At 57.9% G+C, this 25,914-nt stretch carries 23 protein-coding genes and 1 tRNA gene; 12 read left to right on the top strand and 12 right to left on the bottom strand.

Translation table 11 applies throughout. The annotated features are described in order from the left end of the window. Nucleotides 1–235: 235 nt before the first annotated feature. The 3 genes from IE087_RS01095 to IE087_RS01085 all read right to left on the bottom strand — a co-directional run bounded on the left by IE087_RS01095 (nucleotide 236) and on the right by IE087_RS01085 (nucleotide 2,325). A complete protein-coding gene (locus IE087_RS01095) occupies nucleotides 236–1,369 on the bottom strand; it encodes a CmpA/NrtA family ABC transporter substrate-binding protein (RefSeq protein WP_189367082.1) in 1,134 nt (377 codons plus the stop codon). Then, nucleotides 1,366–1,950: an ANTAR domain-containing response regulator gene (locus tag IE087_RS01090; protein ID WP_189367081.1), complete on the bottom strand. Its 585-nt coding sequence runs from the start codon at nucleotides 1,948–1,950 to the stop codon at nucleotides 1,366–1,368. Before IE087_RS01090 ends, IE087_RS01095 begins: the two co-directional genes overlap by 4 nt. Nucleotides 1,951–2,238: 288 nt before the next feature. Next, nucleotides 2,239–2,325: transfer RNA gene (locus tag IE087_RS01085), tRNA-Leu, on the bottom strand. 201 nt (nucleotides 2,326–2,526) lie between these two features. On the opposite strand from IE087_RS01085, the gene IE087_RS01080 reads away from it, so the two are divergent. Next, entirely contained in the window at nucleotides 2,527–3,507 is a 981-nt protein-coding gene (locus tag IE087_RS01080) for a complex I NDUFA9 subunit family protein (protein WP_189367080.1), read from the top strand. On the opposite strand, the gene IE087_RS01075 is transcribed toward IE087_RS01080, so the two are convergent. After that, complete coding sequence (locus IE087_RS01075) at nucleotides 3,504–4,307, bottom strand: undecaprenyl-diphosphate phosphatase (protein WP_189367079.1); 804 nt, start codon at nucleotides 4,305–4,307, stop codon at nucleotides 3,504–3,506. The genes IE087_RS01080 and IE087_RS01075 overlap by 4 nt on opposite strands. Nucleotides 4,308–4,520: 213 nt before the next feature. On the opposite strand from IE087_RS01075, the gene IE087_RS01070 reads away from it, so the two are divergent. From IE087_RS01070 to IE087_RS01050, 5 genes are all read left to right on the top strand, one after another. Continuing rightward, nucleotides 4,521–5,960 carry an NAD(P)-dependent oxidoreductase gene (locus IE087_RS01070; protein WP_189367078.1) on the top strand — a complete coding sequence of 480 codons (1,440 nt, stop codon included), beginning with the start codon at nucleotides 4,521–4,523 and terminating at the stop codon, nucleotides 5,958–5,960. A gap of 195 nt (nucleotides 5,961–6,155) precedes the next feature. Continuing rightward, complete coding sequence (locus IE087_RS01065; RefSeq protein ID WP_229801222.1) at nucleotides 6,156–6,608, top strand: GFA family protein; 453 nt, start codon at nucleotides 6,156–6,158, stop codon at nucleotides 6,606–6,608. Further along, nucleotides 6,605–7,318 carry a hypothetical protein gene (locus tag IE087_RS01060; protein WP_189367077.1) on the top strand — a complete coding sequence of 238 codons (714 nt, stop codon included), beginning with the start codon at nucleotides 6,605–6,607 and terminating at the stop codon, nucleotides 7,316–7,318. Before IE087_RS01065 ends, IE087_RS01060 begins: the two co-directional genes overlap by 4 nt. Then, on the top strand, nucleotides 7,315–11,844 hold the full coding sequence (gene gltB, locus IE087_RS01055) for a glutamate synthase large subunit (protein WP_189367076.1): 4,530 nt from the start codon (nucleotides 7,315–7,317) through the stop codon (nucleotides 11,842–11,844). The genes IE087_RS01060 and gltB overlap by 4 nt, the downstream gene beginning before the upstream one ends. 87 nt (nucleotides 11,845–11,931) lie before the next feature. Then, nucleotides 11,932–12,546: a Panacea domain-containing protein gene (locus tag IE087_RS01050; protein ID WP_189367075.1), complete on the top strand. Its 615-nt coding sequence runs from the start codon at nucleotides 11,932–11,934 to the stop codon at nucleotides 12,544–12,546. Between the two features lie 214 nt (nucleotides 12,547–12,760). Here IE087_RS01050 and IE087_RS01045 read toward each other — a convergent pair whose 3' ends face one another. Beyond that, nucleotides 12,761–12,991, bottom strand: a complete 231-nt coding sequence (locus IE087_RS01045) for a hypothetical protein (RefSeq protein ID WP_189367074.1) — start codon at nucleotides 12,989–12,991, stop codon at nucleotides 12,761–12,763. Nucleotides 12,992–13,132: 141 nt separating this feature from the next. Between IE087_RS01045 and IE087_RS01040 the strand changes: the two genes are divergently transcribed. The 5 genes from IE087_RS01040 to IE087_RS01020 all read left to right on the top strand — a co-directional run bounded on the left by IE087_RS01040 (nucleotide 13,133) and on the right by IE087_RS01020 (nucleotide 18,411). Beyond that, nucleotides 13,133–13,807, top strand: coding sequence for an SGNH/GDSL hydrolase family protein (locus tag IE087_RS01040; protein WP_229801221.1), 675 nt, complete (start codon nucleotides 13,133–13,135; stop codon nucleotides 13,805–13,807). Nucleotides 13,808–13,843: 36 nt separating this feature from the next. Next, the gene (mtgA, locus tag IE087_RS01035) at nucleotides 13,844–14,569 is read left to right on the top strand and encodes a monofunctional biosynthetic peptidoglycan transglycosylase (protein ID WP_189367072.1); all 726 of its coding nucleotides are present in this window, start codon (nucleotides 13,844–13,846) and stop codon (nucleotides 14,567–14,569) included. 55 nt (nucleotides 14,570–14,624) lie between these two features. Then, nucleotides 14,625–15,290 carry an FtsZ-binding protein FzlA gene (fzlA, locus tag IE087_RS01030; RefSeq protein ID WP_189367071.1) on the top strand — a complete coding sequence of 222 codons (666 nt, stop codon included), beginning with the start codon at nucleotides 14,625–14,627 and terminating at the stop codon, nucleotides 15,288–15,290. A 63-nt stretch (nucleotides 15,291–15,353) separates the two neighbouring features. Continuing rightward, nucleotides 15,354–16,397 (top strand): tRNA epoxyqueuosine(34) reductase QueG, encoded by a 1,044-nt coding sequence (gene queG, locus IE087_RS01025; protein ID WP_189367070.1) that lies wholly within the window; start codon nucleotides 15,354–15,356, stop codon nucleotides 16,395–16,397. Between the two features lie 25 nt (nucleotides 16,398–16,422). Continuing rightward, nucleotides 16,423–18,411: a hydantoinase/oxoprolinase N-terminal domain-containing protein gene (locus tag IE087_RS01020; RefSeq protein WP_189367069.1), complete on the top strand. Its 1,989-nt coding sequence runs from the start codon at nucleotides 16,423–16,425 to the stop codon at nucleotides 18,409–18,411. 6 nt (nucleotides 18,412–18,417) lie between these two features. On the opposite strand, the gene msrA is transcribed toward IE087_RS01020, so the two are convergent. Together msrA and msrB are read right to left on the bottom strand one after the other, a co-directional pair. Next, nucleotides 18,418–18,924, bottom strand: coding sequence for a peptide-methionine (S)-S-oxide reductase MsrA (gene msrA / locus IE087_RS01015; RefSeq protein WP_189367068.1), 507 nt, complete (start codon nucleotides 18,922–18,924; stop codon nucleotides 18,418–18,420). Beyond that, nucleotides 18,921–19,364: a peptide-methionine (R)-S-oxide reductase MsrB gene (msrB, locus tag IE087_RS01010; RefSeq protein WP_189367067.1), complete on the bottom strand. Its 444-nt coding sequence runs from the start codon at nucleotides 19,362–19,364 to the stop codon at nucleotides 18,921–18,923. The genes msrA and msrB overlap by 4 nt, the downstream gene beginning before the upstream one ends. 116 nt (nucleotides 19,365–19,480) lie before the next feature. On the opposite strand from msrB, the gene IE087_RS01005 reads away from it, so the two are divergent. After that, nucleotides 19,481–20,005 (top strand): glutathione peroxidase, encoded by a 525-nt coding sequence (locus IE087_RS01005; RefSeq protein WP_189367066.1) that lies wholly within the window; start codon nucleotides 19,481–19,483, stop codon nucleotides 20,003–20,005. A gap of 2 nt (nucleotides 20,006–20,007) precedes the next feature. Here IE087_RS01005 and IE087_RS01000 read toward each other — a convergent pair whose 3' ends face one another. From IE087_RS01000 to IE087_RS00980, 5 genes are all read right to left on the bottom strand, one after another. Further along, nucleotides 20,008–20,277, bottom strand: a complete 270-nt coding sequence (locus IE087_RS01000) for a hypothetical protein (protein WP_189367065.1) — start codon at nucleotides 20,275–20,277, stop codon at nucleotides 20,008–20,010. A 265-nt stretch (nucleotides 20,278–20,542) separates the two neighbouring features. Beyond that, entirely contained in the window at nucleotides 20,543–20,785 is a 243-nt protein-coding gene (locus tag IE087_RS00995; protein ID WP_189367064.1) for a hypothetical protein, read from the bottom strand. 115 nt (nucleotides 20,786–20,900) lie between these two features. Then, a complete protein-coding gene (locus IE087_RS00990) occupies nucleotides 20,901–21,587 on the bottom strand; it encodes a YjbF family lipoprotein (protein WP_189367063.1) in 687 nt (228 codons plus the stop codon). After that, nucleotides 21,584–23,686 (bottom strand): YjbH domain-containing protein, encoded by a 2,103-nt coding sequence (locus IE087_RS00985; protein ID WP_229801220.1) that lies wholly within the window; start codon nucleotides 23,684–23,686, stop codon nucleotides 21,584–21,586. Before IE087_RS00985 ends, IE087_RS00990 begins: the two co-directional genes overlap by 4 nt. A gap of 176 nt (nucleotides 23,687–23,862) precedes the next feature. Beyond that, a complete protein-coding gene (locus IE087_RS00980; protein ID WP_189367061.1) occupies nucleotides 23,863–25,770 on the bottom strand; it encodes a polysaccharide biosynthesis protein in 1,908 nt (635 codons plus the stop codon). Nucleotides 25,771–25,914 lie beyond the last annotated feature (144 nt).

Below are 25,914 nucleotides of genomic sequence, written 5' to 3'. Positions count from 1 at the left end.
GGCACAAATGAAAAAAGCCGCGCGTTTAGGTCACGGGGGAGGAGGTCCGTGTTCTAAACGAGCGGCTTTGCTCTTGAAGTGTTGCACCTGCCAACGCTGGCGGATGCGTGTTCTAGGACGCCAATGCCCTGTTGAGATCACTTTCACCAAACGGACAGCCGAATGCAAAAGAATGACTGCATTGCAGCACGGAATTTTGCGGCAATGCAGCAATTGCCCAAGAATTCATCAAAAATCAGCTAAAATCGAAGGTGCTGCCGTCGAAGAAGGCGTCAGGTGCAAGAATCATATGGCCACGAGTGGACGCGACAGCCGTTTCAAACTTCAAGCTTCCTTCGACTTTCTCCGACGCGCCGGGAAGGTCAGCATTCACACCAAAAAGATGTCGCCGATAAAGATCGCTTCGAAAGCAGGTCTTGGCGCCTTGAATGCCAGCTCCATCAGCCCCGAGTTGCCTGGCAATCCATGCTGCTTGACTGCGCCACGGAAAGTTTGCCGCGAACTTGTGGAAGTGTAGAAACCTTGGGATCTGAACAGGAGCAGTGCCGATCTTTGGTGTGATGTGGCCGGTGACCGCCGGATCGATAAGTTCAGCCGGAAGATCAAGATGCTCACTGCGACTTAGGATCTCGACAGCCAGCGGTTTGTTTTGATTGGCATCCAACCATCCGGCGGCACGATAAACCGCACGCATCAGCGCACGGGCCTCCAATTCATTTTGCGAAATCCAGTCATGACGTGCAGCGAGGACCTTTTCAGGTGCAAACTGCCAAACGTCTCGTCCCGCCATTAGCAGCTGTGCCACACCGCGCTGCACAGCAACGCTGCCCCAAGGTTCACCAACCCAGAAAGCATCCACATGCCCATCGGCCACTGCGTCAGCCATCCGGGGAGGGGGCACAGTCACTTCCTCGATTTGCAACTCAGGCAAGGTCGAGGCCCAGTAGGACAGAAGCAAGCGGTGCATTGAGAAATGGAATGGGACACCAATGCGTATGGGGCCGCTGACCCGTTTGGCGATTGCTTTCAGGATTGCGCCCGGGTCACCAAAGGGGACTCCATCAAGCCGAGCGGACAACCTGTTTGACGCGCCGAAAGCAGTTCCATTCACGGAAAGTACCATCAGCGCATCTATTTTTGCCGGCAAACTTCCCATACCCAAAGACATGGCAACCGGCATGGGCGACAGCATTTGTGCCGCATCCAGATGACCCAAAGCCAGCATATCGCGCAAGGCCGACCAAGAGGGCTGCCGAACCAAATTGAGCTCAACCCCTTCTTCTGCCGCGAACTCAAGTTCCTGAGCGATGATCAGCGGAGCGCTGTCCACAAGGGCGACGTACCCGCAATTCAGCACAGAACGGGTCATGACAAGAGGTCCGCAGCTGTAACCAGGGCTTGGGCCACGTCAATAACCCGACGACCCTGATCCATCGCCGTTTTTCGCAATAGACTATAGGCCTCCTCTTCGGTCATCTTGCGCTGCCGCATCAGGAAGCCTTTTGCACGATCGATGGTTTTTCGATCTTCCAGTGCTTGCTTGGCCGCATCCAGTTCTGATTGCATCTGGCGGATGACCTTGAAGCGCGCGATCGCGGTTTCCAGCACCGGTTTGATGCGGTTCATTTTGAGGCCGTCTACAACATATGCACTGACTCCGGCCTTCAACGCTGCGTTGGTCAATGCCGCATCCGTTTGATCTACAAAAAGCGCGACGGCCCTTTTGCCCGTGTCGGTTGCTGACGTTATATGCTCAAGCGTGTCACGATCAGGGTTCGCCAGATCAATAAGCACGATTTCCGGTTCATACTCTTTTACCGTTCGCGCGATGGCAGAGATTTGTGCAAGGGCTTTGACGTCCTGCCAACCTGCATCATGCAAAGCATCAACAATGTCGCGCAACCGGTCTTCGTCGGGTTCGACGACTAGTATTCGGATGCCAGTCTCCATGCTGCCTACTAGTAGGTATTTGGCGGGACATTCTATTTACTGAGGTACCCGTTAGCGAAGTGATTGACGAAGTCGTGCAAAAACTATGCAAATGGCCCCATTCCGCCTAAGTTTTTAGCGAATAGGCATGCGGCTGACGTCTATTCATCGGTTCGCTTTTTCCCGAACGATGGCCTGAAGAGGGGAGTTGGCTCACCCTAAAGGTGTTCCCCGGCAAAACCGTTCATGTGATTGCCGGTCAAACGACGAAATGCCATCTTGCGTACATCAGCATATTGTTCGGGATTTTGGTGCCCAGAAGAGGACTCGAACCTCCACGTCCATACGGACACTAGCACCTGAAGCTAGCGCGTCTACCAATTCCGCCATCTGGGCACGGGTTGGTGGAGCGTCGTTTAAGCGTGGTGCTTGGGGGTGTCAATCCGATTCTGTATGATCGTCAGAGTATGGCACAGGTCTTCTGAGCAACCGCTTTGAAAAACCTCAATTCCGGCCTTTGCCGTGCCAATTTGGCGTCTTGTCTGCGCGCCAAGCGGCAGATAGACCCGTTTCGAACCTGTGCGCGAGGAGCAAGACATGTCCCAGCTGGTCACGATCTATGGCGGATCCGGTTTTGTAGGGCGGTACATCGCAAGACGGATGGCCAAGGCAGGTTGGCGTGTGCGTGTCGCCGTGCGCCGTCCGAATGAGGCGATCTTTGTCAAACCCTATGGTGTTGTGGGACAGGTTGAGCCTGTCCTGTGCAACATTCGCGACGATGCGTCTGTTGCGCAGGTGATGATGGGCGCAGATGCCGTTGTGAATTGCGTTGGTATCCTCGCCAAACAGGGCAAGAACACTTTTGATGCCGTGCAGGCGGAAGGGGCGGAGCGGATTGCGCGCATCGCAGCTGAGCAGGGCGTCGAAAAGATGATCCACGTCTCTGCGATCGGTGCGGATGCCGAAAGCGCCAGCGATTATGCCCGGACCAAAGCCGAAGGTGAAGCGGCTGTTCTACAGCACATGCCGGAGGCGGTGATTTTGCGCCCCTCCATCATCTTCGGGCCGGAGGACCAGTTCTTTAACCGGTTTGCATCGATGTCCCGTTTGGGCCCGATCCTGCCTGTCGTCGGTGCGGATACACGGTTCCAGCCTGTCTATGTTGATGATGTTGCCAAAGCTGCCGAACGTGCGCTGACAACCGATGTCCCTGCCGGTGTGTATGAGCTTGGCGGGCCGGACGTGCGCACATTCCGGGCACTGATGACTTTGATGCTCGAGGTGATCCGTCGCCGCCGTGCCGTTGTGAACATTCCGTTTTGGGCCGCATCCATCATGGGGTTCGGCTTTGACACGCTGAGTGCGCTGACGCTCGGGCTGGTCCCGGCCCAGATCACGCGCGATCAGGTGCGCAACCTGCGCAATGACAACGTGGTGTCCAATGGCGCCAAGGGCTTCGAGGATCTCGGGATTGATCCGATTGCAATGAGTTCGGTGCTGCCAGACTATCTTTGGCGCTTCCGCCCCTCTGGCCAATACGATGCGATCAAGGAAAGCGCGCGGAACCTGCGCGTCTAACTGTAGGCCCAGATCAGCAGTCCGATCCCCAGAACGACGCGGTAGATCACGTAAGGTGTGAAGCTAACGCTGCGCAACAACCGCATCATCAGAACGAGTGCACCCAGAGCGGCGACAAAAGCAAACGCGGCAGCGACAATCGCGTCGCGCATCACAGACCAGTTTGCATCGCTTACCACGTCAATGCTCAACACTGCACCTGACGCTATGATGACGGGGATCGACATCAGCATGGACAGTTTGGCCGCCCCTTCACGCTCGTATCCAAGGGCGCGTGCTGCTGTGATCGTAATGCCTGACCGAGATGTGCCAGGGATCAGCGCCAGACATTGTGCAAGCCCCATCAGGCCCGCGTGCTTGATGGTCCATCGTTCTGCTGTGCGGTCGGTCGGGCCGCGTTTGTCGGCCCAGTAAAGGACAAGACCGAAGATCAGCATGGTCCATCCGATGACCGCCGCACTGCGCATGGCTTCGTCCAGTCCGGTCACTTTGATGAAAAGGCCAACAATCACCGCTGGAATCGTTGCCGTGATCAGGCACAGGGCCAGGAATGCGCCTTGGGTATCGACCTTGCGCTGTGCGAGGCGGGTCAGGCCGTGCGCGGCAGTTCGTACGTCGGCCCAGAAGTACAGGATGACCGCCAGCAGCGTGCCAACATGCACGGCAACATCAATGGCGAGACCCTGATCTGGTGTTCCGGTCAATGTTGGCAACAAGATCAAGTGCCCTGATGATGACACAGGCAAGAACTCGGTGATGCCTTGGATGATGGCCACCATCAGAAGTTGAAAAAGAGTCATCTTGCGCCTGGTCCTATGATATAGTGACGTTACAAGCCTTTGATTCTGAACGTAAAGCAGTAATATAGGTCCGACTCGGATGTATATTTGTGCCAAATTTCCCAAACCTACAGTACGATTTCGCAAAAAATCTGAAACAAAGTCAGCAATGCTGACTTTTAATTCCCCTCACGATACCATAAACGGCTCGGACCGCTTGTTGGAGGATATGTTTTGGCTGAACAACCGATGCTGAAATTCGTGAAGATCGAACGGGACATGCCGGAGAAGCGTGAGGCGGGGGTGCGGCGTGAGGACTTTCACGAGATTTATGCCGAGTATGCCGACGCCAAAGCCAAGGAGCAGGCGTCGCGCTGTTCGCAATGTGGGGTGCCGTATTGCCAGTCGCATTGTCCGCTGCACAATAACATCCCTGACTGGCTGAAACTGACTGCAGAGGGGCGCTTGCGGGAAGCCTACGAGGTGAGTCAGGCGACCAACACCTTCCCCGAAATCTGCGGTCGCATCTGCCCGCAGGACCGCCTGTGCGAAGGCAATTGCGTGATTGAACAGTCCGGCCATGGTACCGTCACCATCGGGTCGGTTGAGAAATACATCACGGATACCGCCTGGGAAGAAGGCTGGGTCATGCCCATCACACCCAAGACCGAGCGTGCGGAATCCGTGGGCATCATCGGAGCAGGCCCTGGCGGTCTAGCTGCCGCCGACGTGCTGCGCCGGGCCGGTGTGCAGGTCACTGTCTATGACCGCTATGACCGCGCGGGTGGGCTGCTCACCTATGGTATTCCCGGCTTCAAGCTGGAGAAGGACGTGGTCATGCGTCGCAATGAACAGCTTGAAGCTGGCGGCGTGAACTTCGTGCTGAACTGCGATGTGGACGCAGACATTTTCACATCGATCCGGGCTGAGCACGACGCCGTTATCATCGCCACCGGCGTCTACAAAAGCCGTGATCTTTCAATGCCTAACGGCGAAGCGGAGGGCATTGAGAAAGCGATAGACTTCCTGACTGCATCGAACCGCAAGAGCTTTGGCGATGAGGTCGCAGACTTTGACAGTGGCCGCTTGAATGCCGAGGGCAAGCGGGTTGTCGTCATCGGTGGTGGTGACACGGCGATGGACTGTGTGCGGACGTCGATCCGGCAGGGCGCGACATCTGTCAAATGCCTGTATCGCCGCGACCGTGCGAACATGCCCGGGTCGCAACGCGAGGTGCAGAACGCCGAAGAGGAAGGCGTCGTGTTCGAATGGTTGAGCGCGCCCAAGGGCTTTACCACCGAGGGTGACAAGGTGGCTGGTGTCATGGTGCAAAAGATGCGTCTGGGTGCACCCGATGCCACGGGCCGCCAGGCCCCCGAGGTGATCGAAGGTGCTGACTATGTTGAAGAGGCCGACCTTGTGATCAAGGCGCTGGGCTTTGAACCGGAGGACCTGCCAACACTGTGGGATACTGATGGTCTGGAAGTGAACCGGTGGGGCACGATCAAGGCAGAATACACCACGGGCAAGACCGCTCTGGAGGGTGTGTACGCTGTGGGTGATATCGTGCGCGGGGCATCTTTGGTTGTGTGGGCGATCCGCGATGGCCGTGATTGTGCAGACGCGATCCTTGAGCAGTTCAATGCAACCACGCAGGTGATCGCAGCGGAGTAAACTGCGAAGTTTCGACCCAAAACCGCGAAGTTTGGTATCTCTCAAATCACGCAGTTTCCCGACAGTTTTGGAAAACTGCACATTTTCCGGCTCAAACCGCGCTGTTTTGGATTTGGCCGGAAGCTGAGCAAAAGATGAAGGCAATAAGGCAGCATAGCTGACCCGCATAACCTGGAAGGTTAAGGACGTCTAAAGATGAGCGACATGTTGGATAAAGCGACCGGAGGCTGCCTGTGTGGGGCGGTTCGCTTTGTTGCGCGCAACGTGCCGACCACTTTCGGCGTCTGCCACTGCCCGTCCTGCCGCCGGTGGACCGGATCGGCCCTGTGTGAAGTGAGTATAAAGACCGATGACCTGAGTTGGACCGGCACTGAACACATCGCCACCCGTGCCAGCAGCGATTGGGCGGAGCGGGCGTGGTGCCGGGAATGTGGCACCAACCTGTATTTCCGGCAGACGAAACAGGACAAGTGGTTTGGCGGCACCGATCTGCCATTGGGCATCTTTGATGAGCCGGATGCCTTTACGTTGAGCCACGAGATTTTTGTGGATCACGCCCCGGCTGGCCTGCGTCTGGAGGACAGCGGCCAAAAGCGCCTGACACGTGATGATGTTGTTGCGATCAATCCGACTGTAGGTGCGTCATGAAGCTGCGCGCAGGCATCACCATCGCATTGGCAAGCGTCACCGCTGTCCCTGTTTTGGGGCAACAGGACGCATCGCGTTTCTACCCACCTGCGGGCTGCACCGAGGTTCTGACGGTTCAGAGCCGGGGCTGCGAAGTGACGCATATGTACACATGCGAGGCCGATGCCGAGGGGGAGCAGTGGGGCATCACCTTTGACGCGAACGGGCCAAACAACCTGGGCAAGATCGACTACGAAACCCAGTGGATCGAAAGCTATGAGCTGTTTCCGATGCGACGGTTTGTTCTGGTCGAGCCGCCCGCCGATCCGGCCAACATGACAGAGCTGCTTGAGACGGGCATCGACAGTCTGGATTTCCAGCAGCAGGGACCTGATGGGCTGAACCGTTATGTCGGGTTCGACCGCATTCTGCCGGGTGAAGTGGTGATTGATGGCGAAACGCTGTTGAAGACGCAGTTTTCCATGCGCAGCGAGTTGGCCGACGGCACCGTTTTCGAGTTGGAAGGCAACGAATACATCATTCCGCGTCTGCGCCGTTTCATCAGCGGCAACTACACCCGCACCGACACTGACGAACCCATCTCTTGGGACAATTCACCGATCGACTTTGTGTACCCCGGAGAGCCCGGGTTCTTCACCAAAACGCCGCTATATGAGTGCGAGCCGACGCTGGCGCGTTTCGCAAGCCCGAAGAAAGGAACCGACCAATGACCAAATATGATGCCGACTGGGTCAGCCGTGAGGAAGCCAAGCGCACGTTTATGGCCGAGAATGGTCTGTATTCGGAAGCCGAGGAGCATTCGTCTTGCGGTGTGGGTCTGGTTGTGTCCGTCGATGGCACGAAAAGCCGGGCCGTTGTTGAAAACGGGATCAAGGCGCTGAAAGCCATTTGGCACCGGGGGGCCGTCGATGCCGATGGCAAGACCGGCGACGGCGCGGGCATTCACGTGCAAATCCCCGAAGCGTTTTTCTATGATCAGATTGAACGCACCGGTCACACGCCCAATCGCGATCAGATGGTTGCCGTCGGTCAGGTGTTTCTGCCCCGCACCGACTTTGGCGCGCAGGAAACCTGCCGGACCATCGTGGAAACCGAAGTGCTGCGCATGGGCTATTACATCTATGGCTGGCGCCATGTGCCGGTGAACATCGAATGTCTGGGCGAGAAGGCGAATGCCACCCGGCCCGAGATTGAGCAGATCCTGATTTCAAACTCCAAGGGTGTGGACGAAGAGACGTTTGAGCGTGAGCTGTATGTCATTCGCCGCCGGATCGAGAAGGCCGCTGCTGCTGCGCAGGTGCCGGAGCTTTATATCGCGTCGATGTCGTGCCGGTCGATCATCTACAAGGGCATGATGCTGGCAGAGCAGGTGGCGGAGTTCTATCCCGACCTGCTGGACGAGCGGTTCGAGAGTGCCTTTGCTATCTATCACCAGCGTTATTCCACCAACACCTTCCCTCAGTGGTGGCTGGCGCAGCCGTTCCGCATGTTGGCCCATAACGGTGAGATCAACACGCTGAAGGGCAACCTGAACTGGATGAAATCTCACGAAATCCGCATGGCGTCTGGCGCCTTTGGCGAGATGGCCGAGGACATCAAGCCCATCGTGGCCAGCGGGTCGAGTGACTCGGCGGCGTTGGACGCCGTGTTCGAGATGCTGGTGCGTGCGGGCCGCAATGCGCCCATGGCCAAGACCATGCTGGTGCCCGAATCGTGGTCGAAGCAGGCGGTGGAGCTGCCGCAGGCGTGGCGCGACATGTATTCCTACTGCAACTCGGTGATGGAGCCGTGGGATGGCCCGGCTGCGTTGGCGATGACCGATGGCCGCTGGGTCTGTGCCGGGTTGGACCGGAATGGTCTGCGCCCCATGCGCTATGTTGTGACCAATGACGGGATGGTTATTGCCGGGTCCGAGACCGGGATGGTGCCGCTGGACGAAGCTGGTGTCGTTGAAAAGGGCGCGCTGGGCCCGGGCCAGTTGCTGGCGGTTGATATGGTCGAGGGCAAACTGTTCCACGACACCGAGATCAAGGATCAACTGGCGGCGTCTCAGCCCTTTGGCGAGTGGGTTGGCAAGATCACCGATCTTGAGGCCGCCCTGTCCGGCGTGACCGAGAAGGCGCTGTTCGAGGGTGAGGCATTGCGCCGGCGTCAGATTGCGGCTGGCTATTCGATCGAGGAGCTGGAGAGCATTCTGGCCCCGATGGCCGAGGACGGGAAAGAGGCGCTGGCGTCGATGGGGGATGACACGCCTTCTGCCGTGTTGTCCAAGAAGTACCGCCCGCTGTCGCATTTCTTCCGCCAGAACTTTTCCCAGGTGACGAACCCGCCGATTGATAGCTTGCGCGAATATCGGGTGATGAGCCTGAAAACGCGGTTCGGGAACCTCAAGAACGTACTGGATGAAAGCAGTGCACAGACCGAGATCATCACGCTGGACAGCCCGTTTGTGGGCAATGCGCAGTGGGATGAGCTGATCACGCATCTGAATGCCGATCTGGTCGAAATTGACTGTACGTTTGAGCCCGGACAAGGCGCGCTGAGCGCGGGGTTGGCGCGTATCAGGGCCGAAGCTGAAGATGCCGTGCGGTCGGGTGCGGGGCACATCGTGCTGACCGACCAGCATTCGAATGCGGACAAGGTGGCGATGCCGATGATCCTTGCGACCTCTGCCGTGCATTCGCATCTGACCCGGCAGGGCTTGCGGACCTTCTGCTCGCTCAATGTGCGCAGTGCCGAGTGCATCGATCCGCATTACTTTGCCGTGTTGATTGGCTGTGGTGCAACCGTCGTGAACGCTTACCTCGCCGAAGACTCACTGGCGGACCGCATTGATCGCGGGCTGCTGGACGGCACGCTGACAGAGAACGTGGCGCGCTATCGCAATGCCATCGACCAGGGTCTGCTCAAGATCATGGCGAAGATGGGGATCAGCGTTGTGTCCTCCTATCGCGGTGGTCTGAATTTTGAAGCTGTGGGCTTGTCCCGTGCCATGTGTGCTGAGTTCTTCCCCGGCATGACCAGCCGCATCAGCGGCATCGGTGTGACCGGTATTCAGTCCAAGGTGGAGGACGTTCACGCGCAGGGCTGGACCGGCACCAACGTTCTGCCCATTGGCGGGTTCTACAAGGCGCGGAAATCGGGTGAGACCCACGCCTGGGAAGCGACGTCGATGCACATGATGCAGATGGCGTGTAACCGGGCGTCCTACCAGATGTGGCAGCAGTATTCGGCCAAGATGCGGTCGAACCCGCCGATCCACCTGCGCGACCTGATGGACATCAAGCCGCTGGGCAAGCCTGTGCCGCTGGAAGAGGTGGAGAGCATCACCTCGATCCGCAAGCGTTTTGTCACGCCGGGCATGAGCCTAGGCGCGCTGTCGCCCGAGGCGCATAAGACCCTCAATGTCGCGATGAACCGGATTGGCGCGAAGTCGGACAGTGGCGAGGGCGGAGAAGATCCGGCCCACTTCCACCCCGAACCCAATGGCGACAACCCGTCGGCCAAGATCAAGCAGGTGGCGTCGGGTCGCTTTGGCGTGACCGCCGAGTACCTGAACCAGTGCGAAGAGCTGGAGATCAAGGTGGCACAGGGTGCCAAGCCCGGTGAGGGTGGGCAGTTGCCCGGCATGAAGGTCACGGACCTGATCGCGCGGTTGCGGCACTCGACCAAGGGCGTGACGCTGATTTCGCCCCCGCCACACCACGATATCTATTCGATCGAGGACCTTGCGCAGCTGATCTATGACCTCAAGCAGATCAACCCACGCTGCAAGGTGACGGTGAAGCTGGTGGCGTCCTCGGGCGTTGGGACGATTGCCGCCGGTGTGGCGAAGGCCAAGGCCGACGTGATCCTGATTTCCGGCCACAACGGAGGCACCGGTGCATCGCCTGCGACGTCGATCAAATACGCTGGCCTGCCATGGGAAATGGGCCTGACCGAAGCGCATCAAGTGCTGGCCATGAACAACCTGCGGGATCGCGTGACCTTGCGGACCGATGGCGGTCTGCGCACGGGTCGTGACATTGTCATGGCGGCGATGCTGGGGGCCGAGGAATACGGCATTGGCACCGCGGCGCTGATCGCGATGGGCTGTATCATGGTGCGTCAGTGCCAGTCGAACACCTGCCCCGTGGGCGTGTGTACGCAGGACGAAAGCCTGCGCGCGAAGTTCACCGGGAACGCGGACAAGGTGGTGAACCTGATCACCTTCTACGCTCAGGAGGTGCGCGAGCTGCTGGCCGAAATCGGCGCGCGCAGCTTGGACGAGGTGATTGGCCGGGCGGACCTGCTGGCGCAGGTGTCGCGTGGGTCGGCCCATCTGGATGATCTGGACCTGAACCCCATGCTGATCTCGGTCGATGGGGCGGCGGACATCGTTTATGACCGCGATCGCGAACGGAACGCGGTGCCCGACACACTGGACGCACAGATCGTGCGCGATGCGGCGCGGTTCCTTGAGGACGGTGAGAAGATGCAACTGCAATATGCGGTGCAGAACACCCACCGGACCGTGGGCACCCGCACATCCAGCCACATCGTGCGCAAGTTCGGAATGCGCAACACGCTGCAACCCGACCACCTGACCGTGAAGCTGACCGGATCGGCGGGACAGTCCCTTGGCGCCTTTGCAGCACCGGGGCTGAAGCTGGAAGTGTCGGGGGACGCGAACGACTATGTGGGCAAGGGCCTGTCGGGCGGCACCATCGTGGTGCGTCCGCCCATGGCATCGCCCATCGTGGCTGCGGACAACACGATCATCGGTAACACCGTTCTGTATGGTGCCACAGATGGTTACCTGTTTGCGGCGGGTCGCGCAGGCGAACGGTTCGCCGTGCGCAACTCGGGCGCCAAGGTGGTGATCGAGGGCTGCGGATCGAACGGGTGCGAATACATGACCGGCGGCATCGCCGTCATTCTGGGTGAGATCGGGGCCAACTTTGGTGCGGGTATGACCGGCGGCATGGCCTATCTGTATGATCCGGAGGGCAAGTCACAGGCGCTGATGAACATGGAAACGCTGGTGACCTGCCCGGTGACCGTGGACCATTGGAAGGCGCAGCTTGAAGCGTTGCTGGAACGTCATCTGGAGGAAACAGGCAGCGCCAAGGCGGCCACCCTCCTGCAGCACTGGGATGTTGAGCAGCACAATTTCCTTCAGATCTGTCCGAAGGAGATGCTGGGCAAGCTCGAACACCCGATCAGCCTGGAAGAGGCGGCCATTCCGGCGGAATAAACTTCATAAAATGAATCACTTAGCGGCACACAGTCTTGTTGGTCGCTAAGTCATTGATTCTTTACCAGATATATATAGAATCCTTGTATGAAGTTTCAGGTTGATAGAAAGAAGCTAGAGCTAATAGTTCACACCATTATTGATGAGTGTGAACCCGTTGAACTTGGACAAGTGAAGCTTCACAAATGCTTGTATTATGCAGACATGCTTTCATATCTGAATAGTGGTCGGCCGCTAACTGGGGCAACGTATAAAAAGCGTCCCTTTGGTCCGACTTGCGAGCAATTGTTGGAAACTGTGGATCGGCTTGTCGACAGTAAAAAAATCACCTGTACTTCGACTAACTACTATGGATACCGAAAAAGCGAATATACTAGCTTAGAGACACCGAATTCTAAGGCGCTGAATGCAAATGAAAGCCAACTAATTTCTAGAACAATCCAGTTTGTTTGTCGTAACCACACTGCTTCATCGATTAGTGAGTTTTCGCACGATATTGTGTGGCACAGTGTGGAAATGGGACAGCATATAGACTATGCTCTAGCGATAAACATGATTCCGGTGTCTGACAGACCGGAACACGAAATTTGGGCAGATCGGGCTATTCAAGAAATTGCTTCTGAAAGAAGACCTAGAAAACCATCGACCTTGGAGGGTCGTACAGGAGGTACTCTACGAGCGCGCATGGCTTCGCGCAATTGATAGCGGTGAGTTTGATAAGTGCATCCTTTTTGATATTCTGGAAGCGTTGGAAAAAGCGCTGGAGTTCAATCCAAAGATTTACGGAAGTAGGCACGCTGTAATTGATGGACGTGAATTTTGGCTTCGCGCAATAGATCGGGCAGGCATCGTTCCTATGCACCGAGTACTCTATGAAGTTGTTGAAGACCAAAGAACCGTAATACTTTGGAATGCATCAATTTCGTGAATCAACCATCCTAGCCGCCTGTTCCTTGCTGCCCAGATGCGTGTTTTCAGCAAGGATGTCCGCGACCCGCGTGGGCATTGTCCCCAACTTGTTTGCAATGACGTGGTTGGCATCGCCAGACCATTTCAGCACCCAGACAAGGGCTGCGTCGGCTGCGTTGAGCACGCGGTATTGTTGTGCAATGGCCCCCGGGCGGGCCTCGGTTGTTGGTTCGATCATCTCCTATCTCCGTGCAGGGTTGAGTGCCTCCACCACGGCAAAAATAGCAGACATCGTTAACGCGCCTTAGTGATTAACGCTTTGTAATTAAGTTTAATTTTTGATGAATTGATGAACGAAGTCTTGCGGTCTGGTCTTCGCATGCGCCTGCCATATCTTACACCCATGCGATTGCTTGTTCTTGTTTTTTGGATGTTGGCCGGTGCGGTATCGGCAGAGCCTTTGCGGGTGCTGGCCATCGGGGACAGCATATTGGCCTGGCACAAGTGGACCGGGCGGGACATTCCGTCTGTCATGGGCGACAGGCTGAATGCACAGGTTCAAAACAGTGCGGTGGCGGGTGCGCGTTTTTCCAACGACTCGTCTTTTGGCCGTGCTACGGGCTTTGATGTGCGTGCGCAGTACCGGGCGGGGGCTTGGGATGTGATCCTGATCAATGGCGGGGCCAATGATTTCCTGAGCGATTGCAGGTGCAGTGCCTGTGACGCTGTTCTGGATGGTTTGATTGCGCCGGATCTGACGGGCGAGGTGCCGGCCTTTCTGGCCCGTCTGCGACAGAGCGGGGCGCGGGTGATCTGGATGGGCTATTATGCCAGTCCCCGATCAGGCCCTTTTGTTGGCTGCCGTCCCTATCTGGTGGAATATGACGCCCGCCTTGCCCGGCTGGCTGATGCGACCCCGGGCCTGCGTTTCGTGGACAGCGAAGACGTGATGGACCCGTCCGTTCGGTCGCAATATGCCTTTGACGGCATCCACCCTTCCCCATCAGGAGCGCGTCGTATTGGCACCTATCTTGCCCAATCTCTGGCGCGATAGTTCACTTGGCATGTTCTGCGTTCTATAGCTGGGCGCATGGCAAGAAAGAGCAGTAAACGCACATCAAAAGCCAAGGTGAAGCGTCGGTTTCGGCCGGGCCGCTGGCTGTTTCGGTGGACATTGCGCGGGGTGAGCGTGGTGTTTCTGGTGGCCGTTGTGGCGGCTCTGCTGTGGTCTGTCATCAACCCGCCCACGACCCTTTACATGATGCAGGAGTCCCGCCGTTTGGGCGGTGTCGACCATGAGTGGGTCCCGATGGAGGAGATCGCCCCGATCATGGCGCGGGCGGCTGTGGCCGCCGAGGACGCCAATTTTTGTCTGCATTGGGGGCTGGACGTGGTTGCCATTCGCCGCGCCATTGATGCGGGGGCCAGCCGGGGTGCGTCCACCATCAGCCAGCAGGTCGTGAAGAACGTGTACCTGTGGCATGGCCGATCCTGGGTGCGGAAGGTGATGGAGGCCGCCATGACTCCGCTGGTCGAGGCGTTGTGGTCAAAGCGGCGGATTCTTGAGGTCTATCTGAACGTAGCGGAGTTCGATGAGGGTGTTTTTGGCATCGAAGCTGCCGCGCGTCATTACTTTGGTGTGGGGCCGGATGCGTTGACGAATGTGCAGGCCGCCCGTCTGGCCGCGATCCTGCCGAATCCCAAGGGTCGGTCGGCCAGTCAGCCGTCGTCTTTCGTGCGCAAACGGGCCGGTCAGATCCTGGATGGGGCGGCCACGATCCGCGCGGATGGCCGTGCGCGGTGTTTCCAGAGTTGAAAATCGTGGGCCAGCCGTGCATGGATGCCAGACGTTTGACCAAACCGGATTGACCATGGCCCGCCTGTTCCACGTTCCCCTGTCCCCGTTCTGCCGTAAGGTGCGTCTGAGCCTTGCCGAGAAGAAGATCGAGGTTGAGCTGGTCGAGGAACGCTATTGGGAGGCGGACCCGGATTTCCTGCGCCGTAACCCCGCCGCAAAAGTGCCGGTCCTGCGTTTGGATGGCGTGATGATGAGCGAGAGTGCGGCCATCTGCGAATATATCGAGGAGACGCGGCCCGAACCGTCGCTCATGCCATCGGATCCGGCGGCCAAGCTGGAGGTGCGTCGGCTGGTGGGGTGGTTCGATGACAAGTTTCACCACGAAGTGACGTCGAAGCTGCTCTATGAGCGGGTGAACAAGAAGGTCATGGGCCAGGGCTTTCCCGACAGTCGCAACGTCAAGGACGGGGCAAAGGCGATCAAGTATCACCTCGACTACATGACATGGTTGCTGGACCATCGGCGCTGGTTGGCGGGGGATGTGATGACGCTGGCCGATTTTGCAGCGGCTGCGCATTTGTCTGCTTTGGACTATATTTCGGACGTGGATTGGAACCGTTCGGAGGTGGTCAAGGATTGGTATGCCAAGATCAAGTCGCGCCCTGCGTTTCGGAGTATCCTGGCTGATCAGGTGCCGGGGTTCCCGCCACCGCGGCATTATAATGATCTGGATTTCTGATCTTTTGCGTCGGACCGGGGGCCAGCCCCCGGACCCCCGGGATTTTTTTGAAACAGGGAAGAGATGGACCTGAAGGAGCGGGTCATAGGGCGCGCTCTGGAAGAGGGCTTTGTGATGGCGCGTGTGTGCCGACCGGATGCTGTGCCGGAGGTCGCAGGGCGGCTTGAGACTTTTGTCGAGGCAGGGCGGCACGGGCAGATGGGCTGGATGGCCGAGCGGATGCATTGGCGTGGCAACCCGGCGGCGCTGTGGCCCGAGGCGCGATCGGTCATCATGCTGGCCGAAAGCTACGCGCCGGAGCATGATCCTTTGGCCGTGTTGGAGCGGCCCGATCTGGGGGCTGTGTCCGTCTATGCGCAGGGGCGGGATTATCATGACATCGTCAAAAAACGCCTGAAGCGGTTGGCGCGCTGGCTGATTGCAGAAGCGGGCGGCGAAGTGAAGGTGTTTGTCGATACGGCCCCGGTGCCTGAGAAGGCTTTGGGACAGGCGGCAGGGTTGGGTTGGCAAGGCAAACACACCAATCTTGTCAGTCGGGAGTGGGGCAGCTGGGCCTTTTTAGGGTCTGTTTTTACCACTTTGGAGTTGGATGCAGATTCCCCCGAAATCGATCATTGTGGGTCGTGCCGGGCCTGTCTGGATATCTGTCCGACAAACGCCTTTCCCGGCCCCTATCAACTGGATGCGCGGCGCTGCATTTCGTACCTGACGATCGAGCACAAGGGCCCTGTGGACGAAGAGTTGCGCCCAGGGCTTGGCAACCGGATTTATGGCTGTGATGATTGTCTGGCCGTGTGCCCATGGAACAAGTTTGCGGTTGAGGCCAGCGATATGCGGTATCTGGGTGCCGTCGGTGCACCGCCCCTGGCGGAGTTAGCGGCGCTGGACGATGCGGGCTTTCGCGCGTGGTTCTCGGGCTCTCCGATCAAGCGGATCGGGCGGGACCGGTTCGTGCGCAATGTGGCCTATGCCATCGGCAATTCGGGGCGTGCGGACCTGTTGCCCGCTGTGCAGGCGCTTGTGGACGACCCGGATGCAGCGGTGGCCGACGCGGCGCGCTGGGCTGTGACGCAATTGAGCGCGACGGGTCGCGAACAGGCGCTGTAGGGCTGCACGAAAACGGGGAGCGAGCATGGCCATTTTGCTGGGTGTGGATACGGGTGGCACCTATACCGATGCAGTTCTGATGCAGGATGAGGCACGGGTTCTGGCCCGCGCCAAAGCGCTGACCACGCGCCATGATCTTGCCGTTGGCGTCGGTCGTGCTGTGCGCACCGTTCTGGACGAGGCGCGCGTTGATCCGGCAGAGGTTGGGATGGCATCCCTGTCCACCACCCTTGCCACCAATGCCCTGGTTGAAGGGCAGGGGGGACGCGTTGCGCTGATCTATATCGGGTTTCGGGAACAGGATCTGGAGGCGCAGGGTCTGGCCGATGCGCTGGGGGGCGATCCGGTTTGTGTTTTGGCCGGGGGACACAAGCACGACGGGTCAGAAGCGGCATCTTTGGATGAAGCGGCCCTTTTGACCTTTTTAGACACACATAAACGCGATGTGAGCGGGTTTGCCGTGGCAGGGCAGTTTGCCACTCGTAACCCGGCCCATGAAGTGCGGGTCATGGAACTGGTACGTGATGTGGCCGGGCGGCCCGTATCTGCGTCGCACCAATTGTCAGCAAAGCTGGGTGGGCCGAAACGGGCGTTGACCGCTGTTTTGAATGCGCGACTGATCGGGATGATTGATGCGCTGATTGGACGGGCCGAGGCCGAGTTGCGCGATATCGGTATCCGCGCGCCGATGATGGTGGTGCGGGGTGACGGGGCGCTGATGTCATCCGCGCAGGCGCGGACGCGGCCCATCGAGACGATCCTGAGCGGTCCGGCAGCGTCCATCGTAGGCGCGCGTTGGCTGACCGGAGCCGATCATGCCTTGGTCAGCGATATTGGCGGGACGACCACCGATGTGGCCGTGTTGCGGGGTGGTCGGCCCGTGATTGATCCGAATGGCGCGCGGGTTGGTCCGCATCGCACCATGGTTGAGGCAGTCGCCATGCGCACAAGCGGCTTGGGCGGCGACAGTAAGGTGCATTTCGTGGCGGAAGGTTTGCGCGGCGGTGTCACCCTTGGGCCGCGCCGGGTGTTGCCCGTGTCCTTACTGGCGCAGGAGACGCCGGACGTGGTGTTGCCGCTGCTTGAGGCGCAGATGCGCAGCACCACGCCGGGGGAACATGATGGGCGTTTTGTGCGCGCGGTGCCGGGTGTGCAGGCGGATGGTTTGCCGACGCGGGATGCCGATCTGTTGGCGCGCATTGGTGAAGATGTGCGTGGGCTGGGTGATGTTTTGCGCACGCGGATGGAGCATGGGGCGCTCAAACGTCTTGTGGGGCGTGGGCTGGTGCAAGTGGCCGGCCTGACGCCATCAGATGCGAGCCATGTGCTGGGTCGCTTGGACGCGTGGGATGCTGAGGCGGCACAGATGGCGTGTGTTCTGTTTGGCCGCCGTCGTACCGGGGCTGGTGAGCGGTTGGCTGACACGGCGGAACAGCTTGCACAGATGGTTGTGGATCAGTTGACCCATCAGACCAGCGTTGCGTTGCTGGAGGCCGCCCTGGCCGAGGACGGGATGGATGAGGGCTTGGCCACCCATGTGTTGATGCAGCGGGGTTTGTCCGGCGCGACAGGTCTGGTGCGGGTGTCGACCGGGTTGGATGTACCCGTGGTTGGATTGGGTGCGTCGGCACGGGCGTATTACCCTGCGGTGGGTGCGCGATTGGGGTGCGACATGCAGCTGCCCGAGGATGGCGGTGTGGCCAATGCGATTGGCGCCGTTGTGGGCCGTGTGACCGTGCGTCGGACGGGGACGGTGACTTCGCCCTCGGAGGGATTGTTCCGGGTGCATTTACCCTCGGGGCCCGAGGATTTTGCTGCGTCAGAGCCTGCATTGGCCCGGTTAGAGACTGTTTTGAGTGAAGATGCGCGTGCAGCGGCATTGGCCGCTGGCGCATCTGATATTGAGCTACGGGTCGCGCGGGATATACGCACGGCCCAAGCCGAAGCCCGCGAGGTGTTTGTCGAGGCAGAGCTGGTGACCGAGGCCACAGGGCGACCGGGTATCGCCCTGTAGCTGCGTTTACTCGGCTGCGCGTTTCGGCAGGATCCAATTGGGACGTGCGAAATGGCAGGTGTAGCCGTTGGGGATGCGTTCGAGGTAGTCTTGGTGTTCCGGCTCGGCCTCCCAGAAGTCGCTGACCGGCTCAACTTCGGTCACCACTTTGCCGGGCCAGATTCCTGAGGCTTCCACGTCTGCGATCGTATCCAGTGCCACCTGTTTCTGGGCATCATCCACGTAGTAGATGGCCGAGCGGTAGCTGAGGCCCACATCGTTGCCCTGCCGGTTCGGCGTGGTGGGGTCGTGGATCTGGAAGAAAAACTCGAGCAGGTCGCGGAACGAGATGATGGCGGGGTCAAAGATGATCTCGATTCCTTCGGCGTGGGTGCCGTGGTTGCGATAGGTTGCGTTGGGGGCATCACCGCCGGTGTAGCCGACGCGTGTGGATTTCACGCCGGGTTTCTTGCGGATCAGGTCCTGCATGCCCCAGAAGCATCCGCCTGCCAGTACTGCGCGTTGGTCGTTCATGCGACATCCTCCACTTGGTTCAGGTAGGCACCATAGCCTTCTGCCTCCATATCGTCACGGTGGACAAAGCGGAGTGAAGCGGAATTGATGCAGTAGCGCAGGCCGCCGCGGTCGCGGGGACCGTCGGGAAAGACGTGGCCGAGGTGGCTATCGCCGTGTTTCGAGCGCACCTCTGTCCGGATCATGCCGTGGCTGGAGTCGTGGTGTTCGGTGACGTTTTCGATGGGTTTGGTGAACGAGGGCCAGCCGCAGCCGCTTTCGTACTTGTCCGACGATGCAAAGAGCGGTTCGCCCGACACGATATCGACGTAGATACCGGGTTCCTTGTTGTTGAGCAGTTTGCCAGTGCCGGGGCGTTCCGTCCCGCTTTCCTGGGTGACGTGGTACTCTTCGGGCGAGAGGGTGGCGATGACGTCAGGGTTCTTCATGTAGGTGGTCATGTTCAAATTTTCCGTTCTGCGTTGCCCTATACTTGGGGCCGTGGCCGGAAATTGAAAGAGCATGACAGATGATCGCAGTGGGCTAACTATGATGTGATGCGAAAGAGATGTGTCCGATGCGCGTATTGTTTTTTGGTCTGTTTTTGGCGTTCGCAGGTCTGGCGACGGCGGATGTCCGGGATGCGCAGTTCGAGTCGATTGACGGCGGTGTACTGAACCTGTCCGACTGGGAAGGTCAGCCAATTCTTGTCGTCAACACCGCGTCGCAATGTGCGTTCACAGGCCAATATGAAGCACTGCAAGACCTCTATGACACCTATCGCGATGATGGTCTGATCGTATTGGCTGTGCCATCGAACGATTTCCGACAAGAGCTGGACAGTGCTGACGAGGTCCGCGCCTTTTGCGAAATAACCTTTGGTCTAGATTTGCCGATGGCAGACATAACACGGATCAAAGGCCCAAGCGCCCATCCGTTTTACAGGGCGCTCAAGGCAGAAGCGGGATTTGTCCCGGCCTGGAACTTCAACAAAGTTCTGATCAGTACGGATGGTGCCGTAGCCGGGACATGGGGCTCACGCACGACCCCGATTGCGGCCGCTATTCGGCGCGCGATCGAGGCAGAGCTGTTTCGTGAGTGAATTTAACGGGTTGTCGAGGTCGTCGAGGAGGTTGTTGTCGACGAAGTCGTGGTTCCGTCACTGCCATCAGAGCTTAGTGCGATGATCGCAATTCCAACACCAACAACAGCCGCCGTTGCAGCCGGTGTAAGCTCACCTCCGAAAAGCTGACCCTCGGTTGGAGCGGTTTCGGTATTTGCCGCAGGGCCAGGAGGTGGCGCGTCTTGGGCAACAGCTGGCACGATGGCAAGTGCAGTTGTCAAAGCAGTCGCAGCTACGAGTGTGCGAATCATTGTTTGGAAACCTTTCCATTGAGAACTTAGGCACACACGTTTCGAGCAAGTGATACCTAGTCTCAAGGGAGGTGTCTGGCATCGTCAAAAACCGGAATACACTCGCCACTTTTCCCGTGCAGAGCTTGCAAAACATCGCGCACGGCAAGAATTTCTCGAAGTTGATGGACGCTGGTCCGGTTCGTTTGATCAAGTTCTTGGCAGGTGAAAAAGAAAGGGCCTGCCGAAGCAAGCCCTTCACAAATCTCTTTTTTGATGAGATTTCTTAGTTGTCGGTTGTGGACGAGGAGGAAGAGTCCCCGGCTGCAATCGCCAAAGTAGCTGCAAGAAGGCCAGCAGTTGCAACTGGTGTCAGTGCAATAGCTCCTGCTTCGCCTTGGCCAGCTTGGATTTCAGCGCCTTGACCACCGGAAACGGTTGTGTTCAGCGGAACGCCCTGCGCCAGAGCAACGGTCGAAGTTGCTGCCAATACAGCGGCTGTGGAAATCAGTTTGAATGCTTTGGTCATGTTATGACTCCTATGACGACTGCAAATTAGTTAGGTCAGTTTCTGTGAAAACACAATCAGCAATAGGGCTTGAATATTCAACCTGATAAATTTGTGCTGCGTTGCCGCAACATGATCATTTTTTCAGCAGCCTCGTACGAATGTATCCCAGGTCAGGCCCGGACCATTGTCGGGTTTGCCACACGGTCGAATCTCGTCTGTCGACCCAGTAATCAAAGGCAACAACGCCTTTCCATCCGGTGCAGTTCTCTTGCAGATGAACAACGGGAAAGGATTTCCCCACGATTTCTAGGGTTTCATCGGCCACCTTGCGCATCTCACATTGCAAAGAAATCTCATCAATGCCGTTGTTGCCGTTCTTGATGTACAGCGTGTGATCCCCAGAAATCGGCGTGCGTTTCTGTATGGCTTGGACGGCTGGGTCTGCGTCGACCGATCCTATGTCAAAGCCAATGCCACGCGTTGCGGCAATCACGCCTTTGCGTAATGTTACCTGGGCATCGTTCGCGCTGCGCCATGTCCGTACGAGTCCGGGCCCTGAATCCTGGCGTTCTGAAAACGGAATCAAGAATGCGGTTGCGTCGCGGTTTTCAATTGTCACTTCCAGAGAAGGGACAGTCAGGCTGTCAATTAGAGCAGGGGTCAGAGTGGGCAACTCTGCCGGGGCCGTACGGGATGCACGGAATGCATCGTACAGGCTTTTGAACTTGGTGGCCTGATCGGTTTGTGTATCTGTGCCACCCGAACATCCGGCAACAAGCATTGCGGTCCCGAGTGCCAGTGATGTTAGTCGCTTCATCATTCCCAAACCCTTCCCCAATCCGCGTTCAGATCAGTGGCATGCCCATCGCGGATTTGTCCGTACAAACGACCGGGAACGCCAAGGCGTGCACCGCCATCGCGTTGGATGGGCCGAATGGTTGTACCGACGGTTTGACGGCTTGGTTTTCCGGTAAACCAGCTTGTCGGTATGGTAATGGTGATCCCCTTGTCAAAAGAGCCTTCGCCGAACTCTTCCGAACTGACATCGGTCAGCGTGAAGAATCCGCCAAGACGCCACCCGTTCGCGAACTGGCGCTCAAGCGTAAAGGTCGCCCCAACATCTCCGGCAAGGTATCGACCGACGTCCATCTGTCCGTAGTAGCCACCGCCGAAATCGTAGTACGCCGACACATGACCTGTCGCGACATCGTAGTCCTGAAAGCCGAAGCGCTGGTCAAAATCCCGCTGTTTCGCATAGTTTGCTTCGATTCCGATACCAAGGCGGCTCGTCGCGGGTTTCCACAACACCTCTGCCGAAACACCTCCAAAGAACTGTTCAAGGTAGCCTGCGGTTACGCGAGCGTACGTGTTTTTGCCCGGTTTCCATTGCTTGGAGATGAACAGGTTTTCCATCGTTGTGTCTGCAGCTTGAGCATACAGTACTGCGTCTGTGCGAACGCGCGGAAGCACCGAGTTTGACAACCGTCCATCTTCGACGTCACCAGCCAACCTGTGACGGATTTCACCGCTGAGTGTCCAACCGGGCGCAAAGCGATATTGTGCACCGGCTGAAATGCCGCCGTCCAACCGGATGGGCCGGTCGGGGTCAAAGTAGCTGGGGCGGATAAACGGGCCGACCGAGTAGCTGAAGCGCGGATAGGCCAAGGTGCCGTCGACCGCGCCCGCCGTAGGTCTCGGGTCCGCGTCAGAAATTTCTGACTTTGCCAAGAGGGTGTTCGCCGCATCAGGCCGGAACTCCAGCGTCTCCAAGTCCCGGCGGTTCACTGTGACCTTCGAAATCGGCAGTCCTTCGTTGACCAATACGATGTCGAAGATTTCCACCGAGGGCGGCAGTTGCCGCGCCAACGCACGTCCGGTGCGGCCAACGACGATGGCCAGGTTGTCGAACTGGATGCTCGAAACTCTCGCTTCGGCTCTGTTGGCAGTAACAGTGAGGCTTTCCAGACGAATTCCGTCTTCTGTCAATTCCGGTTCGACCACGTCCCGGATGAAGACCGACGAACTTGTCGAGCCGGCCCAAGCTGTATCGTAGGCTTCGGGGCTGGCACTGCGTGTGGGCCGCACGATGATGGGGCGTGGGCCTGCAACCGTAAACGGTGTTGCAGGACGTTTAGGGTTGAACTGCAGCTGGGCGTTGATCCCGATTTCGGATCCATAAAGGTAGTACGCACCGACCCGCAATGCATTGGTCCATTGATATTCGACACCGAGGTTTACCCGGGAATCGCGGTCAAACACTCCGCGGGATGTTTCCGGCTCGTAGGCATCTGACGAGTACTCAAGCTTGAAACCGAGACGGTCATTATACTGCCATTCAATCCCGCCAAAGGGTGATACTGGCCCGCGGAACCACTGATCCGTTGCAAGATCACCGCCTGTATCGCCCGGTGTGAAGGTCGGGCGCGTATCACCAATCAACGTGCCGATTGATCCAGAGGACCCAAGGCGTCCCCAGCCCAACCCTGCCGTCACCTTGACCTCGCCCGGCAACCGGAAAGGGCGCGTGAAATTCTTGGTTGCAACAAGATACTCGCTGGCGTAAATGCCCGTCCCCGCAAAATCCTGCAGACCGACACTGACAGCCGGGCGGTAGCGCCCTTCCCTGAACAGAAGATACCGGACATCGAAGCTTCTGTCGCGATAGGTTTCGAACCCGTCAGAGTTCCAATCCCGAATGCCGATGTATCGGAAACTGGCTGAAATGCGTGGCGCCAGCTGGAAAGTCAGGGTCGTGCGTGTTTGCCCCCCGAAATGCGACACGCCAAGGGCCAGTTGCCCGTCAGGCAGCGGCTCGGCTGATGGCGTATCAATCAAACCCGGTACACCATAGAAGTTCAGGCTTGGTGATGATGTGACCACCTTGGGTTTCTGCGTGTTCGCGTTTTGGGCGTGTGCCATCGGCGCGATCAATCCGATGGTGAGGCTGCCAATACTGGCCAAAACAAGCGATCTAATCCGCTGAGGCATAGGTTTCACTGTCCGGTCTTTTATGTGTTAGCGCCTTAAAACATGGGCGCATTGGTTAAACAATGTCGTGGAAAGTCGCGCCTCAAACTTGCGATGAAGCGCGGCATTCAGGATACAGGCGTGACAACTTCGCGGTTGGTTTCCATTGCATCTTTGGAGTTTTGATATCCCTCGACCCATCGTTTGACGGTGGCGCGGGCTTCTTCCTCATCGCTTGATGCCAATGCCTGACGAAGTGAGCGCATGGCGGAGGCCACTTCAATCTCGCTCAGACAGTCCTCGACGGTGAAGAAGATTTTCTTGTGACCTGTACCGATCCGCGTGCCACTCAGTGTCAACTCTTCCGTCATTTTCTCGCCCGGCCGGAGCCCCGTGAACTCAATCTCGATATCTCCATCAGGGTGGTCTGCGTCACGCACTGTGAACCCTGCGCTTTCAATGACTTGACGGGCAAGTTGTTCAATGCGGACAGGTTTTCCCATATCCAAAACGAACACTTCACCACCCTTGGCCATGGAAGCCGCCCGCAGAACCAGATTAACTGCCTCATGCACCGTCATGAAGTACCGGGACACGTCCTGGTGTGTGACGGTCAAAGGACCGCCGCGACGCAGTTGTTCCTGAAAAAGCGGCACAACGGACCCGGATGAGCCCAACACGTTCCCGAAACGCACGATCGAGAACTTCAAACCGTTTGGCGTCGCGATGCGTTGAGCGATGTCTTGTACCACCAACTCGGCCAGACGTTTGGAAGCGCCCATCATGTTTGTAGGACGAACGGCTTTGTCCGACGAAATAAGCATGAACCGCTCAACGCCTGCTGCGGCGGCCTCGCTGACCAGGGTTTGCGTGCCCAAGGCATTGTTGGCCAGCCCGGCAAGTGGATTGAATTCAACAAGAGGTACATGCTTGTAGGCAGCTGCATGCAGCACAACCTGGATGTCATGGTCCTTCAACACACCGCGGACCTGACGTGCGTCCGTGACGGATCCCAAGAGCGGGACAATTTCAATGTTGCTGCCTTCGGCCAGCTGGGTCAGCTCCTGATGAATCTGATACAGTGCAAGTTCACTCAGCTCATACAGAACGATCTTCTGCGGGCGGTATTCCAGTACCTGGCGGCTGAGTTCCGAGCCAATCGATCCGCCCGCGCCCGAGATTAGGACGCGTCGATCGGCATAGGCTTCGTCGCCACCATCTTGAGCTGCCATGACTTCATCGCGGCCAAGGAAGTTCCGTGGATTGATGGGGGTCAGTTTCTCGATCAGCGCTTCTTCACCGATCAACTGGGAGAACGATGGAAGCGTTTGCACTTCCAGGCCCATCTTCTGCAGGCGTCTGGCGATCTGCATCTGTTTGGGATGACTTTGCGATGGGATGGCCAGAAGCACGCGATCGATTTTCTTTTCGGAAACGATTTCTGCAATCCGAACAGGGCTGTAGACGGGCAGCCGCAGCACGTTCACGCCGTGAAGCGCCTGATTATCATCAACGAAAGCAACAGGTTCGATGAGTTCATGACTGCGAAGGGCAGAGACAAGCTGCATTCCAGTCGTGCCCGCACCATAGATTAGCACCCGACACCGGTTTGCGCCGCTGCGGTAGATGGCAAGTACCACTTGCAAAAGGATCGCACGGCTCATGATCGAGAAGACAAAGAATGAAATGCCGAAGGTGATCTGTGTCGACATCGGTAGCGGCATATTGGCCGCTGTCGTCAGCAAAATCGACGTCATGGTCAAAAGTGCGGCGAAGACGCCCGTCCGTCCAATTGAAGCGGCTTCATATTCGTTCAGTGTGGTCGAGCAGATGCCAAGCCAAAGCGACAGGCCAGCCGCCACGATCAAAAGGTATGGCAGAATGGGCAGATAGGCTTGGAAATTTGCGAGCGCCGTCTGTCCGGATAAGTTGAGACTGAAAGCGAATACCAATGCTGCGGGAATGAGGATCGTGTCGATAACGATCAGAATATTTCGTTTCTGCGTGCGCGACAGCAGCTTCAGCAGATCCAGCATTTTGCCCCCTTAGTCGGTCGCTTTGCCAAGCTGCCAACAGCGCTAACACGAACAATTCCCGAGATCGTGCAACTATTTTGCAGATGCAGAAAAGCTGCCCAGTTCCCGGCGGAAAAGCGCCCAAAACGCTTACAATTTAACCGT

The organism is Tateyamaria omphalii (genome assembly GCF_014651375.1).
Lineage (GTDB): Bacteria > Pseudomonadota > Alphaproteobacteria > Rhodobacterales > Rhodobacteraceae > Tateyamaria > Tateyamaria omphalii.
This window is presented reverse-complemented; position numbering and strand designations above follow the sequence as displayed.

What these genes read in the sequence shown, in the direction of transcription:
- IE087_RS01095 (WP_189367082.1), bottom strand. Translation starts at nt 1,369, where the DNA reads ATGACCCGTTCTGTGCTGAATTGCGGGTACGTCGCCCTTGTGGACAGC.
- IE087_RS01090 (WP_189367081.1), bottom strand. Translation starts at nt 1,950, where the DNA reads ATGGAGACTGGCATCCGAATACTAGTCGTCGAACCCGACGAAGACCGG.
- IE087_RS01080 (WP_189367080.1), top strand. Translation starts at nt 2,527, where the DNA reads ATGTCCCAGCTGGTCACGATCTATGGCGGATCCGGTTTTGTAGGGCGG.
- IE087_RS01075 (WP_189367079.1), bottom strand. Translation starts at nt 4,307, where the DNA reads ATGACTCTTTTTCAACTTCTGATGGTGGCCATCATCCAAGGCATCACC.
- IE087_RS01065 (WP_229801222.1), top strand. Translation starts at nt 6,156, where the DNA reads ATGAGCGACATGTTGGATAAAGCGACCGGAGGCTGCCTGTGTGGGGCG.
- IE087_RS01060 (WP_189367077.1), top strand. Translation starts at nt 6,605, where the DNA reads ATGAAGCTGCGCGCAGGCATCACCATCGCATTGGCAAGCGTCACCGCT.
- gltB (WP_189367076.1), top strand. Translation starts at nt 7,315, where the DNA reads ATGACCAAATATGATGCCGACTGGGTCAGCCGTGAGGAAGCCAAGCGC.
- IE087_RS01050 (WP_189367075.1), top strand. Translation starts at nt 11,932, where the DNA reads ATGAAGTTTCAGGTTGATAGAAAGAAGCTAGAGCTAATAGTTCACACC.
- IE087_RS01045 (WP_189367074.1), bottom strand. Translation starts at nt 12,991, where the DNA reads ATGATCGAACCAACAACCGAGGCCCGCCCGGGGGCCATTGCACAACAA.
- IE087_RS01040 (WP_229801221.1), top strand. Translation starts at nt 13,133, where the DNA reads ATGCGCCTGCCATATCTTACACCCATGCGATTGCTTGTTCTTGTTTTT.
- mtgA (WP_189367072.1), top strand. Translation starts at nt 13,844, where the DNA reads ATGGCAAGAAAGAGCAGTAAACGCACATCAAAAGCCAAGGTGAAGCGT.
- fzlA (WP_189367071.1), top strand. Translation starts at nt 14,625, where the DNA reads ATGGCCCGCCTGTTCCACGTTCCCCTGTCCCCGTTCTGCCGTAAGGTG.
- queG (WP_189367070.1), top strand. Translation starts at nt 15,354, where the DNA reads ATGGACCTGAAGGAGCGGGTCATAGGGCGCGCTCTGGAAGAGGGCTTT.
- IE087_RS01020 (WP_189367069.1), top strand. Translation starts at nt 16,423, where the DNA reads ATGGCCATTTTGCTGGGTGTGGATACGGGTGGCACCTATACCGATGCA.
- msrA (WP_189367068.1), bottom strand. Translation starts at nt 18,924, where the DNA reads ATGAACGACCAACGCGCAGTACTGGCAGGCGGATGCTTCTGGGGCATG.
- msrB (WP_189367067.1), bottom strand. Translation starts at nt 19,364, where the DNA reads ATGACCACCTACATGAAGAACCCTGACGTCATCGCCACCCTCTCGCCC.
- IE087_RS01005 (WP_189367066.1), top strand. Translation starts at nt 19,481, where the DNA reads ATGCGCGTATTGTTTTTTGGTCTGTTTTTGGCGTTCGCAGGTCTGGCG.
- IE087_RS01000 (WP_189367065.1), bottom strand. Translation starts at nt 20,277, where the DNA reads ATGATTCGCACACTCGTAGCTGCGACTGCTTTGACAACTGCACTTGCC.
- IE087_RS00995 (WP_189367064.1), bottom strand. Translation starts at nt 20,785, where the DNA reads ATGACCAAAGCATTCAAACTGATTTCCACAGCCGCTGTATTGGCAGCA.
- IE087_RS00990 (WP_189367063.1), bottom strand. Translation starts at nt 21,587, where the DNA reads ATGATGAAGCGACTAACATCACTGGCACTCGGGACCGCAATGCTTGTT.
- IE087_RS00985 (WP_229801220.1), bottom strand. Translation starts at nt 23,686, where the DNA reads ATGGCACACGCCCAAAACGCGAACACGCAGAAACCCAAGGTGGTCACA.
- IE087_RS00980 (WP_189367061.1), bottom strand. Translation starts at nt 25,770, where the DNA reads ATGCTGGATCTGCTGAAGCTGCTGTCGCGCACGCAGAAACGAAATATT.